Source organism: Mycolicibacterium chubuense (assembly GCF_001044255.1).
GTDB lineage: Bacteria > Actinomycetota > Actinomycetes > Mycobacteriales > Mycobacteriaceae > Mycobacterium > Mycobacterium chubuense.
This window is the reverse complement of the sequence record NZ_JYNX01000037.1, coordinates 68,411-81,890: the sequence shown is the minus strand read 5'-3', so window position 1 is coordinate 81,890 and position 13,480 is coordinate 68,411. Positions and strand designations below refer to the sequence as shown.

At 65.7% G+C, this 13,480-nt stretch carries 13 protein-coding genes and 1 pseudogene; 6 read left to right on the top strand and 8 right to left on the bottom strand.

The annotated features are described in order from the left end of the window. Positions 1-70: 70 nt before the first annotated feature. On the bottom strand, positions 71-1,609 hold the full coding sequence (locus MCHUDSM44219_RS14890) for a multicopper oxidase family protein (RefSeq protein ID WP_082162213.1): 1,539 nt from the start codon (positions 1,607-1,609) through the stop codon (positions 71-73). Next, positions 1,606-1,908 carry a hypothetical protein gene (locus MCHUDSM44219_RS28950; RefSeq protein WP_236695468.1) on the bottom strand — a complete coding sequence of 101 codons (303 nt, stop codon included), beginning with the start codon at positions 1,906-1,908 and terminating at the stop codon, positions 1,606-1,608. The genes MCHUDSM44219_RS14890 and MCHUDSM44219_RS28950 overlap by 4 nt, the downstream gene beginning before the upstream one ends. 53 nt (positions 1,909-1,961) lie before the next feature. Here MCHUDSM44219_RS28950 and MCHUDSM44219_RS14885 point away from each other — a divergent pair, with 53 nt between their 5' ends. Beyond that, positions 1,962-2,702 carry a response regulator gene (locus MCHUDSM44219_RS14885; RefSeq protein ID WP_048419030.1) on the top strand — a complete coding sequence of 247 codons (741 nt, stop codon included), beginning with the start codon at positions 1,962-1,964 and terminating at the stop codon, positions 2,700-2,702. After that, a complete protein-coding gene (locus tag MCHUDSM44219_RS14880) occupies positions 2,699-3,844 on the top strand; it encodes a sensor histidine kinase (protein WP_048419029.1) in 1,146 nt (381 codons plus the stop codon). Before MCHUDSM44219_RS14885 ends, MCHUDSM44219_RS14880 begins: the two co-directional genes overlap by 4 nt. 61 nt (positions 3,845-3,905) lie before the next feature. On the opposite strand, the gene MCHUDSM44219_RS14875 is transcribed toward MCHUDSM44219_RS14880, so the two are convergent. Next, positions 3,906-4,622 carry a DUF305 domain-containing protein gene (locus tag MCHUDSM44219_RS14875; RefSeq protein ID WP_048419028.1) on the bottom strand — a complete coding sequence of 239 codons (717 nt, stop codon included), beginning with the start codon at positions 4,620-4,622 and terminating at the stop codon, positions 3,906-3,908. A 220-nt stretch (positions 4,623-4,842) separates the two neighbouring features. On the opposite strand from MCHUDSM44219_RS14875, the gene MCHUDSM44219_RS14870 reads away from it, so the two are divergent. Continuing rightward, positions 4,843-5,256, top strand: coding sequence for a DUF302 domain-containing protein (locus MCHUDSM44219_RS14870; protein WP_048419027.1), 414 nt, complete (start codon positions 4,843-4,845; stop codon positions 5,254-5,256). A 51-nt stretch (positions 5,257-5,307) separates the two neighbouring features. Here MCHUDSM44219_RS14870 and MCHUDSM44219_RS14865 read toward each other — a convergent pair whose 3' ends face one another. Next, entirely contained in the window at positions 5,308-7,698 is a 2,391-nt protein-coding gene (locus MCHUDSM44219_RS14865; RefSeq protein WP_048419026.1) for a heavy metal translocating P-type ATPase, read from the bottom strand. A 250-nt stretch (positions 7,699-7,948) separates the two neighbouring features. On the opposite strand from MCHUDSM44219_RS14865, the pseudogene MCHUDSM44219_RS28945 reads away from it, so the two are divergent. After that, positions 7,949-8,725: pseudogene (locus MCHUDSM44219_RS28945) on the top strand (transposase); the annotation flags it as partial. On the opposite strand, the gene MCHUDSM44219_RS14860 reads toward MCHUDSM44219_RS28945, so the two are convergent. From MCHUDSM44219_RS14860 to MCHUDSM44219_RS14850, 4 genes are all read right to left on the bottom strand, one after another. After that, a complete protein-coding gene (locus tag MCHUDSM44219_RS14860; protein ID WP_236695467.1) occupies positions 8,655-9,047 on the bottom strand; it encodes a hypothetical protein in 393 nt (130 codons plus the stop codon). The pseudogene MCHUDSM44219_RS28945 and the gene MCHUDSM44219_RS14860 sit on opposite strands and share 71 nt — an antisense overlap. Next, entirely contained in the window at positions 8,941-9,525 is a 585-nt protein-coding gene (locus MCHUDSM44219_RS31050; protein WP_236695479.1) for a helix-turn-helix domain-containing protein, read from the bottom strand. Before MCHUDSM44219_RS31050 ends, MCHUDSM44219_RS14860 begins: the two co-directional genes overlap by 107 nt. A gap of 494 nt (positions 9,526-10,019) precedes the next feature. Beyond that, the gene (locus tag MCHUDSM44219_RS14855; protein WP_236695466.1) at positions 10,020-10,403 is read right to left on the bottom strand and encodes a hypothetical protein; all 384 of its coding nucleotides are present in this window, start codon (positions 10,401-10,403) and stop codon (positions 10,020-10,022) included. Positions 10,404-10,643: 240 nt separating this feature from the next. Next, positions 10,644-11,768 carry a hypothetical protein gene (locus tag MCHUDSM44219_RS14850; RefSeq protein WP_131722317.1) on the bottom strand — a complete coding sequence of 375 codons (1,125 nt, stop codon included), beginning with the start codon at positions 11,766-11,768 and terminating at the stop codon, positions 10,644-10,646. Between the two features lie 242 nt (positions 11,769-12,010). On the opposite strand from MCHUDSM44219_RS14850, the gene MCHUDSM44219_RS28935 reads away from it, so the two are divergent. After that, positions 12,011-12,460, top strand: coding sequence for a hypothetical protein (locus tag MCHUDSM44219_RS28935; RefSeq protein ID WP_157868768.1), 450 nt, complete (start codon positions 12,011-12,013; stop codon positions 12,458-12,460). A 186-nt stretch (positions 12,461-12,646) separates the two neighbouring features. Continuing rightward, a complete protein-coding gene (locus MCHUDSM44219_RS30000; RefSeq protein WP_048419022.1) occupies positions 12,647-13,303 on the top strand; it encodes a hypothetical protein in 657 nt (218 codons plus the stop codon). Positions 13,304-13,480: the final 177 nt, after the last annotated feature.

The following is a 13,480-nucleotide window of genomic DNA, read 5'->3' as shown; positions in this document are numbered from 1 at the left end:
GTCAAGAGCACTGCGCTTCAAGGTCTTTGGGCCTCATCGCCGCTGACCGTGCGAAGGGCGCGGCACCGGGCTAGGGCGAGTAGTTCAGGCTCGTCATCATGCCGGCTTCCTGGTGATAGGTGTTGTGGCAGTGCATCATCCAGACGCCCGGGTTGTCGGCGGCGAGCGCCACCGTCAGCTCCTGCATCGGCAGAACTATGACGGTGTCCTTGCGTGGGCCCGGAGTCCCGTCCGGCTTGATCACTTGAAAGGTGTGACCGTGCAGGTGCATGGGATGCCACATCATGGTGGTATTGGCGAAGGTCAACGTCGCCTTCTGGCCTTGCCTCACAGTCAGTGGGACGGTGTCTTCGAACGGTCTGCCGTTGATCGTCCAGTCGTAGGACGCCATGGAACCGGAAAGCCGGGCCGACAGGGCGACATCGGCCCTGGTGACATCCAAGACCGCCTCGGGCGCGGCGGTGAACACGCCGACGGTGCCGACCCGGCGCTGCAGTTCGGGTGGCATGAACGTCGGATCGGGTGCGGCACCGGCGCCGGTGGACAGTAGGGCTCGCGCGAGCGCGTTCTTCCCTTCGGCCGAGGCGACAAAGGGGAACACGCCGTCACCGGTGGTGATGAACACGTCATAGCGCTCACCCATGCCAATCAGCAGCGCGTCCACCTCGGTCGGCACCACAGGGAAACCGTCGGTATGGGTGACAGTCATCCGATGTCCGGCCAGCGCGACCCGAAAAGCGGTATCGGACCCGGCGTTGATGATCCGCATCCTTATCCGCTGCCCAGGGCGAGCGGTGAAAGTGGTCGGTGCCGCCGCAATGCGACCGTTCGCTAGGTAGAACGGATAGCTGACGTCACCCGCGTCGCCCCCGAGAAGTGCGCTCGCGCCAACGCCTCCGACACCGGGAACCCCTGGCATTCCAGGTGTTCCGCTCATGCCGGGCATACCGGGCATGCCACCCGAATGGCCGCCGGCCCCCGAGACGGGACGCAGCCCCTCGTAGAGCTGCCGCGGGCTGGAACCGATTCCGTCGGTCCAGTCATCGAGCACCACGATCCACTCGGCGTCGTAGCGTGCCGGCTCGGCCGGATCGTCGATGATGACCGGCGCGTAGAGCCCGTAGTCGGCGTCGAGGCCGGTGTGCGGGTGCGCCCAGTAGGTACCGGGATGAGGCGCGGAAAACCGGTAGGTGAAGTTCGATGACGGGTCGATGTTCGGGGTCGCCGGCGTTGCGCCATCCATGTCGTTGCGCAGCGCGATGCCATGCCAGTGCAGCGAAGACGGGTGGTCCAGACCGTTGGTGACGCTGATCGCCAGTTCGTCGCCGACGTCGGCGCGGATCAACGGTCCGGGAACGCTGTTGTTGTACGCCAGTGTGCGGGCGACGGGTCCGCCCAGGTCGATGTCCGCCGGCCCAGGTGTCAACGCCGCGGTGACGGTGCGCCCGGTGTGGGGCCGCGCGGCTTCAGCGACCGCGATCGGATCCGTAGCCGGGTTGACACTTGTGGGCTTTCCGCACGCGGCCATGGCGGCGGTACTGGCGGCGAGGGTGGCCGCCAGGAACGTGCGTCGTGTCAATATCGTCGTGCCGACGCTCCCACCGTTCATCGGCAGTGCGGGGGTTTCGTCGTTGCGACGCAATCATCAATGGTGAGGCCGGGTACCCGTGCGTCGCGCTGAGTTTCGATGTCCTCCCGACGCTGCGGCCTGTTCGCCCCGAGTAGCGCCGCCAGCGCCGCGATCACAGCTCCCCAAAACGCAAGAAGCATCACGATGGCCAGCAGGCAGCCACCCCAACCCCAGTGGGCGCCGGCTTCGTTCCACCACGTCATCGGGTCGTCTCCTTCTTCGCATTCCACACTCATGCCGCCGAGTAGCGAATCGACGATGGTTTTATGAAGATTCACTCAAGACCTGGGTCGCGGGTTCCTGAATCCCTTCGGGGCGGCACGATGAAGACATGGACAAGCCTGCGGCCACCCCTTCGGCGGGATATCGAGCATTGGTGGTCGACGACGAGGTACCGCTGGCCGAAGTCGTGGCGAGCTACCTCAGACGCGAGCAGTTTGACGTCAGCCTCGCCCACAGCGGAGCCGACGCCTTGGCCCAGGCCCGTGAGATCGACCCGGACGTGGTCATCTTGGATCTCGCGTTGCCGGGCATCGACGGCGTGGAGGTATGCCGCCAACTTCGCACGTTCTCCGATGCCTACGTGGTAATGCTGACCGCACGCGATACCGAAATGGACACCATCGTGGGCCTGTCGGTCGGTGCCGATGACTATGTCACCAAACCTTTCAGTCCCCGCGAACTGGTCGCGCGGATCCGCGCAATGTTGCGCCGGCCTCGCACCGTCGCAACGCCGACCAGTGCTGCGGCCGCGGCCGACGAACCCCCGCCGCGGGCCTTCGGGCCGTTGTCCATCGACGTTGCGGGCCGACAGGTATTCATCGACGACGAACCAGTTCTGCTCACCCGCACTGAGTTCGACATTCTAGCGGCGTTGTCGTCGCGGCCGGCCGTGGTCTTCAGCCGCCGCCAACTCCTCGAGGCCGTCTGGGGAGACTCCTGGGGCGGCAACGAACATCTCGTCGACGTCCACATTGGACATCTGCGCCGCAAATTGTCGGATGACCCCGCCGACCCGCGCTATGTGATCACGGTCCGCGGAGTCGGATACCGAATGGGAAGCGGCCAATGAGGACAGACACGAGCATTCAACCCAGGTCGCGGCACAGTCCTGGAGTCGGGGCGCGACTCCTGCTGGCGCAAGCCTTGGTGCTCCTCGCCGGCGGCGCAACCACCGGGGTCGTCGCCGTCATCGTCGGTCCACCGCTGTTTCGGGAACACCTGAACCGCGCCGGACTTCCTCACTCATCCAATGAACAGTTCCATGCCGAGGAGGCCTACCGTTACGCCACCGCAATCTCCGTCGCGGTGGCGATCGGCGTAGCCGCATTGACCGCGCTGGTTGTGACCTGGTATTTCAGCCGTCGCCTGCAGCACTCCATCGCCGAGGTCGCATCGGCCGCCACTGCAGTCGCCGACGGCCGCTATGACATCCGTGTGTCGCCGCTGCGCTTGGGGGAGGATTTCGCGAACCTGTCCCGCGCGTTCAATCGGATGTCCGAACGGCTCGAATCGGTCGAGACCACCCGGCGCCAGCTCTTCGGTGACCTCGCCCATGAGATTAGGACACCCGTCTCGGTACTCAAGGCCTACATCGAGGCCGTCGAGGACGGAGTGAAAACCCTTGACCCCGAGACGGTTGCCGTGCTCAACGATCAAGCCAGCAGGTTGGTGCGCTTCTCCGATGACTTCGCCGCGCTCGCTCAAGCCGAGGAAGGTCCCGGCGCGGTCACACCGCAGTGGATCGACCCCCAGGCCGCGATCGTCACCACGGTGTCTGCCGCAGCCGACCGATACGCGGAGAAGGACGTCGCGCTGACCTTCGACGCCGCGAACCCGCTGCCCGAGGTGTGGGTAGACCCTCTGCGCCTCGCACAGGTGATCGGGAACCTTCTCGACAACGCTCTGCGCCACACTCCCGCGCGAGGCCGCGTCGAGGTCGACGCGACGGCAAAGCCCGGCGAAGTGATCATCACGGTGCGCGACAATGGTGATGGCATCGCTGCCGAGCACCTCCCGCACGTGTTCGAACGCTTCTACCGCGCCGATGTGGCCCGCGATCGAAGCCACGGCGGCGCGGGGATCGGGTTGGCCATCGCCAAAGCACTCACCGAAGCTCAAGGCGGCCGCATCACTGCGGCCAGCCGCGGACCAGGCCTGGGCAGTACCTTCACCATCGAGCTACCCGCACGCACGGACCGCCGTGACGACTAATGGAACTCGACAGCGTTGTCATGCAATATGACTCGCGCGAAACGCTGCCATGACCTGACTTCTACAACGAGGCCAGGATCTTGTTCATGGTGTCGATTTCCTGCTGCTGGCTGGTGACGATCGAGCGCGCCAACGCGACCGTCTCGGGGAACTGGCCGTCCTTGATCTCTTTCTGCGCCATGGTAATTGCACCCTCGTGATGCTTGACCATCTGCGTCAGGTACAACTTGGAGGCTTCCACCCCCTGGGCGTTTTGCAAGGCGGCCATGTCCTCCTCCGACATCATGCCCTCCATCCCCGGCATATCACCCATGCCGGGCATGCCCGGCATTCCAGGCATCATCGAATGAGTCGGCGTAGCGGATTCGCTGGGCGCGGCACTGGCGCTGGGCATCCCACTGTGACCCGGCATGTCGTCCATCCCGGGCATCATCGGCATCGTGGACATGCCCCACTGCGTGAGCCAGGCCTGCATCTGTTCGATCTCGGGAGCCTGAGCAGCCTTGATCTGCTTGGCCAGGTCCACCACTCGCGGGTCGATTCCCTGCTTACCCAATAGCATGTCGCTCATCTCGATGGCCTGTTGGTGATGCGGGATCATGTGCTGGGTGAACATGGCATCAGCCTGATTGTGGGCTTCGGCGGCCGATGTCGACGAAGGCGCCGACACCGACGACGACGACGAAGCTCCCTGCGTAGTGCTGGTATTACTACACGCACCAACGGTTACCAGCGCCGCCAAGGTGGCCGCACCGACGGCCAGCGTCTTCCTCTTCATCACAACAAGTCCCTTCCCGGGTTTCACGGTCGATGCGGCTGCAGCGCGCCCAGTTGACGCGCGGGTATCCCGACCTGTCTTCGAGCATTCGCGCCGGCGGTATGGCCCGACTAGTCGTTCTATGAAGATTCGATAAAGAACGGCAACCGCCCTTGGCGTCGGGAGGTCCGCGGCGCAGCCTTGGCTGTGTTCGCCCCACAGGACCATCGAGAGGACCGGAATGACCATCTCACTGTCGACAGCGCTGCAGACGTCGTTCGCCGACGCTGTCGCTCGCACCCGAGCCGCCCTGACAGAGCAGGGTTTTGGCGTCCTGACCGAGATCGATATGAAGGCGACGCTCAAGGCGAAGCTGGGCGAGGACATGGAGGAGTACCTCATTCTGGGCGCCTGCAACCCACCTTTGGCTCACCGGGCAGTGAATGTGGACCGTCAAATCGGCCTGCTGCTGCCCTGCAACGTCGTTGTCCGAGCCGACCGAGCAGACGACACCTCCGTCATCGTCGAGGCGATGAACCCGCAGATACTGGTCGAGGTGACCGGAGAGCCGGCTTTGCGTGACGTCGCCGACGAAGTGACGCGAAAGATGCAGGCCGCCATCGACTCACTTCAGATTGCGGCCGCACCCGCCTAGTCCCTCAAACCCCTGCAAACACCGGACAGAACAGCGACGGCACGCGGAGCGTTACGACTTGGCGCCCGCCTCCGCTGACGCCGGTACGGGAAGCTTCAATCTCTTCAGCATCAACGCATTGACGGCCACGATGAAGCTGGAACCTGACATCGAGAGGGCAGCGATCTCGGGCCGCAGCACCAAGCCGAGCGAAGGTACGAAAACCCCAGCCGCGATGGGCAATGCGATCACGTTGTAGCCGACCGCCCATCCAAGGTTCTGCCGCATCTTTCGTAGCGTGCCCCGGCCGATCCGCAGCGCGATCGCGACGTCGAGCGGGTCTGATCGCATCAACACCAGATCTGCGGTTTCGATGGCGACGTCGGTGCCTGCACCGATCGCCACGCCGAGATCAGCTTGGGCGAGCGCCGGTGCGTCGTTGACGCCGTCGCCGACCATGGCGACCTTCTTGCCCTGTCGTTGCAGCTCAGCGATCTTGGCTGCCTTATCACCTGGCAGCACCTCGGCGATGACCGTGTCGATTCCCAGTTGCGCGGCGATGCGATCGGCAGTGGCCTGATTGTCGCCACTGAGCATGACCACCTCGACACCGAGGTCGTGCAGCGCGGACACCGCTTCGGCAGACGTCTCGCGCACAGCGTCCGCCAAGGCGATGACACCGACTCCCAGGCCGTCGACGCCCACCAAGACTGCCGTGCGTCCGCTGGCGGCGAGTTCGTCGCGGCGTTGCATCAACACGCCGAACTCGACGTCCTCCTCGACCATCAGCTTGCGATTGCCGACGGCAACGCGGCGCCCATCTACCGTCGCGACAGCTCCGTGACCGGGCACGTTACGGAAACCAGTCAGTGACGCCGAAGCGATCCCGTGCGCGGCCGCGTAACGCACGATCGCCCCCGCCAGCGGATGCTCGGACTCAGTTTCGACCGCAGCCACCATGGCGAGTACTTGATCCTCTGGAATGCCGTCGACGACGACGTCGGTCACTTCAGGCTCGCCCTTGGTCAACGTGCCGGTCTTGTCCATGACGACGGTATCGATGCGCGCCGACGTCTCCAGCGCGGTCGCATTCTTGAACAACACTCCCCGCTTGGCGCCCAACCCGGTGCCCACCATGATCGCGGTCGGAGTCGCGAGTCCCAACGCATCGGGGCAGGTGATCACCACGACGGTGATGGCGAACAGCAACGCGGTCTGGACACCGGCGCCGACCGCCCACCACACCAGGAAGGTGGCAGTGCCGCCGATCAGCGCCACCAGAACCAGCCAGAACGCTGCCCGGTCGGCGAACCGCTGCCCGGGGGCTTTGGAGTTCTGCGCTTCCTGAACCATCGCGACGATCTGTGCCAGCACCGTGTCGGAGCCGACCTTCGTTGCCACGACCCGCAACGTGCCGGTGGTGTTGATCGAGGCGCCAATCACCCTCGAGTCCGGCGCCTTTGACACCGGCAGGCTTTCCCCGGTGACCATCGACTCGTCGACGTCTGACGTTCCCTCGGCCACCTTGCCGTCGACGGGAATCTTGGCACCTGGGCGGATGAGCAGGAGGTCACCCACTGCCACCTCGGCGGTGGGAGTTTCCACCGGCTCACCGTCGCGCAGCACAACTGCCATCGGGGGCGCCAGCTCGAGCAGGGTGCGAATTGCATCGTTCGCGCCACCGCGAGCTCGCATCTCGAACCAGTGGCCCAACAGGACGAACGCCGTCAGCACCGAGGCGGCCTCATAGAACACCTCACCGCCGCCGGTCAGCGTCACCCCGAGGCTGTAGAGCCAGCCTGCGCCGACCGCCACGGCAACGAGCACCATCATGTCCAAGGTGCGGGCCCGTAGCGCTCGCCAGGCACCGTCGAAGAAGATCCACGCTGAGTAGAAGACGACCGGCAGGCTCAGCAACAGGGTGAACACGTCATCGCGGAGCCCGAACGGCGCAGGCACGGTGAACCCGAACATGTCGCGGCCCATCGGCGACCACAGCATGATCGGGATCGACAACGCGAGCGCTACTAGGAATCGGTTGCGCATATCGCGGACCATGTGATCCATCGACATGCCGGCGTGTCCGCCGCCGTGACCCATCGCTTCTTGCGGAGTTCGTGCCGGCGCGGCATCATGCGCATGCACCTCCCCGGCTGTCGGCGACAAAACCGACGTTGGCTGCTCGTGCAGGGTGGCCGCTGGGTCGTGATGGGGCTCGGACATCGGATCGCAGACGTGATCTGGCACCGACCGCCCCGCGCAGTGGAAGCCGCAGTCACGTATCCACCCGGCCAGGTCAGCGACCGAGGTGGTCGCGGGGTCGTAAACGACTGTCGCCGTTTGATTTACCGCATTGGCTTCGACCGACGTCACGCCCGGACGTCTAAGCAGAGTGCCCTCCACTACCGCCGTCGAACTTGCCCAGTTCAATCCGTGTACGTCGAGAATCGTCGACTTCGTCATAGCGTCTCTCGTTCAGTGTTACCGGAGCGGCTCAGATGTCCTGCGACCTGCGCTGTCCTCGCCATCCCCATCCCGCATCCGTCAGGCTAGTCATCTCGATCAGTCACCCTTCCGGTGATCGATAAGCCTGCAGTGCTGGTTCGACAAAGATTCGATGAAGATTGCGTGCAACACGCCCGCCGTGCGGTGATGTCGGCCACGGGCACAGTTGCCGTCCGCGTGGGCGCGGCGAATTTGTTGCGGCCTAGACGAAGCCGGCCCCTACACGTTCGTTGCTGCCGACGCGCTGGTGCTCAAGGTCCGTGAAGCCGGGCGGGTGGTCAACGTGCACGCCCTGATCGCGGTCGGAGTCAACGCGGAGGGCTTCCGGGAGATCTCGGCATCGACGTCAGCACCGCCGAAGACGGAGCGGGCTGGCTCACCTTCTGGCGCTCGCTGACCGCCCGCGAGATCTCCGGGGTACGACTGGTCACCTCCGACGCCCACGCCGGTCTGGTGGCCGCGATCGGCGCCACCCTGCCCGGCGCGGCCTGGCAGCACTGCCGCACCCACTACACAACCAATTCGATGGCGATCATCCGAAGGCGTCGTGGCCGTGTACAAGACCCTGTTGCATTCGGTGTTCAATCAGCCCGACAAGGAATCGATTGCCGCGCAATACGATCGGATCATCGACGCGCTGGCTGACAAGCTCCCCAAGGTCGCCGACCACCTCGAAGCCGCCCGTGCGGATCTGCTGGCGTTCACCGCGTTTCCCAAGCAGATCTGGCGCCAGATCTGGTCGAGATCCGGCGTCGCACCGACGTGCACCGACCGCCTGAACCATCAACTCCAAGCATCACACCACGACGTCGTACACCACGTCCCTGGACTTGACTCGCTATCTTTGCGCGTCGGGTCTACACGACCGGAACCGAGAGTGTTTTGGGTACGTACCGCGATAGTCCATAGCGAGGTTAATGGTCGTGGTCGAACACGACGAGGGTGTCGACCAGATCGCCGTCGACAAAATACGCACGGCACGTGAAAGGGTCATGCAGCGTGCCGCCCACTTCGTTCGGCGCCACGACAACGCCCTCTACACTCTGCACACTGATGCGGGAGTGGTCGACGCCGTCGAGGGGCCCGCCGCTAAACAACGAGAACAAGTCCATTACTTCCGGGTCCAGTTGCGCGCTCGTCACTGTGACGTCGGTGAGTTTCGCTGTCGACGGCGCCACCAGCCGCGCTACGACGTCACGTTCACACCGCTGCTGGGCCGCACGCTCGCGCGGGTCTACGGATCCCGAGTCGATGAGCCCGAAACCACGCGTAATTATGGCGATGGCCGCTAACAGCGCACCGCACATCGCCGCGGCTGCCAGAAGCAGCGCACGTTTCCTCTTTCGAGCTCCCATGTACGCCCGCTCCGTCTATCGCGAGGACAGTTTCGACTTCCCGTGTCGATTCTGGCTTCACGGCATCCACTCCGGCCTCGGACATCATGCCCGTCCCAGGCGTCCGCTCATTCCTGACATCCACCACCCGCTGCGCATCATAGAGCTGCTTGGCAAGCTGGCGGGAGCTGGCACATGCCGTGACGGCGCAACCACGACTTGAGCGATGGTCACAGTTGCATCCGGCGACTTGAGTGCCCGACGCTATGGTCGCCGGAGTGGGTTTCGCAAAGTAGCGATAGACCGTGGCCCGAGACACGCCCATCATCTTGGCGATGTCGGCGGAGGCGATGCCCTTGCCTCTCAAGCTGCGCGCCTTGGCGGCGGCAGCGTCGTCGACCTTCCGGGGCCGACCCCGCTTGCGCCCGTTGGCGGCCACGCCGCGACGCATCCGCGCCATCCGCTCCATGTTGTCGCCCTGGGCGCCAGAAACGACGTGTTGTTGAACGCCTATCTCCGCCGCGATCTTCACGCACGCCGGGTTGTCGCACTCATGCAAACCCGGCACCCCCGCTGCCACGCTTCCGCCGCGTCGCCAACGCGTAGCAATGCGGACGCACACAGGAACCCCCGCCGTCGCGCGTGAGGCTAGACCGGAGCCATCGGTGCCGATCGCCCTGTCCAGATGTCGCAGTCCGAAGAGGTTGGGCCGCAGACGACGTGACAATCGAAGCACGCGATTTCCGCGCATGCCGACGCCGATCAACGATCAGCTGTCCCGCCCTTCTCATGTCGGCAAACCCTAAAGCCGAACACCGACAATCAGCGCGGCCACCCCGAGTCGAGGTGGCACCACTAGCCGAACCATAACGGCTACGAGGCGACGACGGCTACGTCCGCGCATCAGGAACGCCAGCGGCCCCGTCGCTGGGACTCACTGCTGGATCAGCTGCCATCGCCGTCTAGTGAATGCGTACCGTTTCTCGCCGTGCGCTTCTCGATCTTCGGTGCGTGCCGCAGCATGGCCCTGACTTCGCCGATGCCGTCGCCGGTCAGTTCAGCGACCGTAGCCAGCGTTTCACCATTTTCCTGCAACAGCCTGATTGCCGCGCCGGCCTCGGCCCGAGTGCCGGCACGCCTCTTGGTGGCCTCGGCGCGCACCCCTTCGGTCACCGCCGCCAACCGCTCGGTCTCCCAGACGTCGATCTCGGCCAGCCGGGCCTTGGCCACCATGTAGTTCGCCGCGTTCTCGATGTTCGCCTTCTCCCGAGCCGCGCGGGCCTCGTTGGCGCGCCTGGTCGCCTCGCGCGCCCTCCGCCGGGCTTCCACCTTTGAGGTACTTGGAGCTGTCATGGTCGGGGCACTAAAAGCGACCCCCCATGACCGTCCGTGAGGTCGTTCACCCAAAGTGAAGCGCTGCCACCGCCAGCCCGTGCGTCCGCAGCATAGGCATACGGGTATCCGATACTCTCAGGTCTTTTGAGAATCTGTCCGGCACTCACGTGCCTTCTTGGCTCCTGTCCGACAACGACTTTGGTGACGACCACCTCGGCACATTCTGGTGATGTTCTAGGTGTCGAGGTCGATGCCGTAGATCGCGAACAGCGACTCGAGATCGTCCCACTGGTCGCCGTCGAAGTTGTAGTCGAAGGCACCGACGCTTGTTCCCGGCATGGCGATCAGCTGATGAATACGTGCGCCGGATTGGCATCTGAGCAGTCGAAGGATCGAGTCTTCGTCGTCATCGCCGCAGGAGCCCGCGAACATGTTCAGGATCAGCCGCCAGACCACCGCGATCGGCAGCTGACCGAGCTGCGCGTTGGACCGGTTCTGCACGAACAGCCGAGATGCGTCGTCATCCAACTTCTCGACGCCGATGAGGCCGCAGTTCGTCAATACGTTCACCAGACGGTCCCACTCTTCACCGTCGATTGCGCTCAGCAGATTGTTCAACCCGACGCGGGAGACGACGTCGCTCATCCTCTGGCAGTCGATCGCATCCAGGATCCGCAGGATCGCTCGCTCATCATCGTCGCCGCAGAAACCGTCGATCATCGCGTTGATCAGATTGACCAGCTCATCATTGGGGATCTGTCGAATCTGGTCCGGAGATGCGTTCGCTACAGTCGCGCGCGCATTGTCATCGGCGATCCCATTGAACAGGTCAGCGAGCCAACCACCGACGAGGTAGACGATCGCGATCCACCCGCCGATCCGACTGCCCGATTCGGCGGCGTAACCGACACCCTTCTTGACGTCCTCGTCCCACGTCGTCGGAGGCTGATTGGGGTCGTTGGGATCCCGCGGCGGCTGGCCCGGCTGATCACCGGAGCGGGTGCGCATCGCCTCGTTGTCCAGCTGATGCCGGATCCCGCGGAGCCGTCGCGCAACCTCCTGCAGGCTGACCATCTCGCCGCCGACCTCGACGATCTTGGCGTCTTTGTCGACACCGGCCAACCGGAGATCCTTGGCAGCCGCGCTGATCAGCTTCGCGATGCCGTCGACTCGATCCTGGGCGCGCAAAACGGTGATCAGATGCGATTCGCGCGAGGGGGCAAGTCCTGCCAGGGCTCGACCGGCGCGCTGGAGGCGATGCGAGGTGTCGATCAGGCGGCACGCGGCTTCTCGCGCGTCCCGATGGAATCGATGATTGGGTTGTCCCCCGCCCTCAGACGGCTGCTCGGCGACTGCCATGCCCATTCTCCCGGTGCATTGCGCGGCGGGCGCCACGCCCTGGTACCGCGATCGTACGTTCGTGATCGCCGTGAAGTTCGGCAATCAATTGCCCGTTTTTTCGTTCGACAAGGCCGGCACCTCGGCGCTCCCGTAGATCAGTCCACATAATGCCCCAGAGGCGCCTACCGGATCGAGGGCAGACGTCACGCGTCGCTGCCATCGGTCCCGCTGGTCGAGCTGCCCGATCCGCCTGCACCGCCTTGGCCACCGCGCGTACCCCCGTTGCCGCCGTTGCCGCCGGCACCCGTTCCCGCGACGCTGTTTCCGGGCCCGCCGTCACCCCCTCGGCCCCCGCGCGGCCCGGTGCCGCCAGAGCCCCCGGCACCTCCAGAGGCGTCACCGACGACACTGGATCCACCGCCGCCGCTCCCGCCCGCGCCGGCGGTGGATCCACGTCCACCGTCACCGCCGCGGCCACCGTCCGCACCGAAATACGTTGTGACGGCATCTCCGCCGTCACCGCCGCTGCCACCCCGTCCCGACCGCCCACCGTTGCCACCACGACCTCCGTTGCCTCCGTACGTGTCGGTGGTCGCACCGGCGCCGCTGCTGCCCGTACCACCGTCGCCGCCACGACCCCCGTCGCCGGTCAGGGCTCCGCCATCGCCGGCGGCCCCTCCGGCCCCACCGCCTGCGGACGCGGCGCCTGACGCCTCCCCGCCCGCCCCGCCCGCACCGCCGTCGCCGAGAAGCCCTGCGCTGCCGCCGGTTCCACCGATACCGGCAAACGCTCGACTCCCTGTGCTGGTGGCTGCTCCGGCCGCTCCACCGGCGCCGCCATCCCCCACTATCCCGGATCTGCCGCCGGCCCCACCGTTGCCGCCGAGGGTCTGCTCTTGACCCGTCGCTGTGCCGCCACTACCGCCGGCACCGCCGTCTCCGATCACACCTGCCTTCCCGGCGTTGCCTCCCGCACCGCCGAGCGCTTCCCTGAATGCCTGAGCCTTGCCGCCATCACCGCCCCGGCCGCCGACGCCAATACCCAGTGCGCTGCCGCCGGCGCCCCCAGCGCCACCGAGCGCGTCCCCTCCGCTCGACGCGTCACCACCGCGACCGCCCGCACCGGAGACACCGTTGAAAAGCCCACCGCCACCGCCGCGACCCCCTTCGCCACCCGTCGCGAGACCGACGATCGCGGTCGCGCCGCCACCGCGCCCGCCGACACCGCCGTCACCACTGATCAATCCGCCGGCGCCGCCGGCACCACCCGCTGTTCCCGTGGCGCCGGCAACGTCGACGACCAACGCGCCATCGCCTCCGTCGCCACCGTTGCCGATCAGTCCCGCGCGGCCGCCCGCCCCACCGTCGAGAGTTCCCACCCCGTCGCCGCCCCGGCCCCCGTTACCGAACAGAAGTCCTCCGTTGCCGCCCTTCTGACCGGGTGCACCCGCAGCTCCGTTGCCGATCAGAAGACCGCCGTTCTCCCCTGGTTCGTCACCATCGCTGATGAAGAAGGCGATCGAAGCCCCGAGCAACCCGCCCAGTCCATCTGACGGTCCGACCAGGGACGGCGGCATCGGGGCCAGTTCCGCTCGAGACATCGGCCCGCGACCCCGCGTACGCGACACCACAGGAGTGTCGTCACGGACGTGCGGCGCGCGCGCGGCCCGAGCACGTGACACGCGCCTCAGCCCCGGCTGCGGGCGAAACCCGGGCACCCGCGCCGTCTC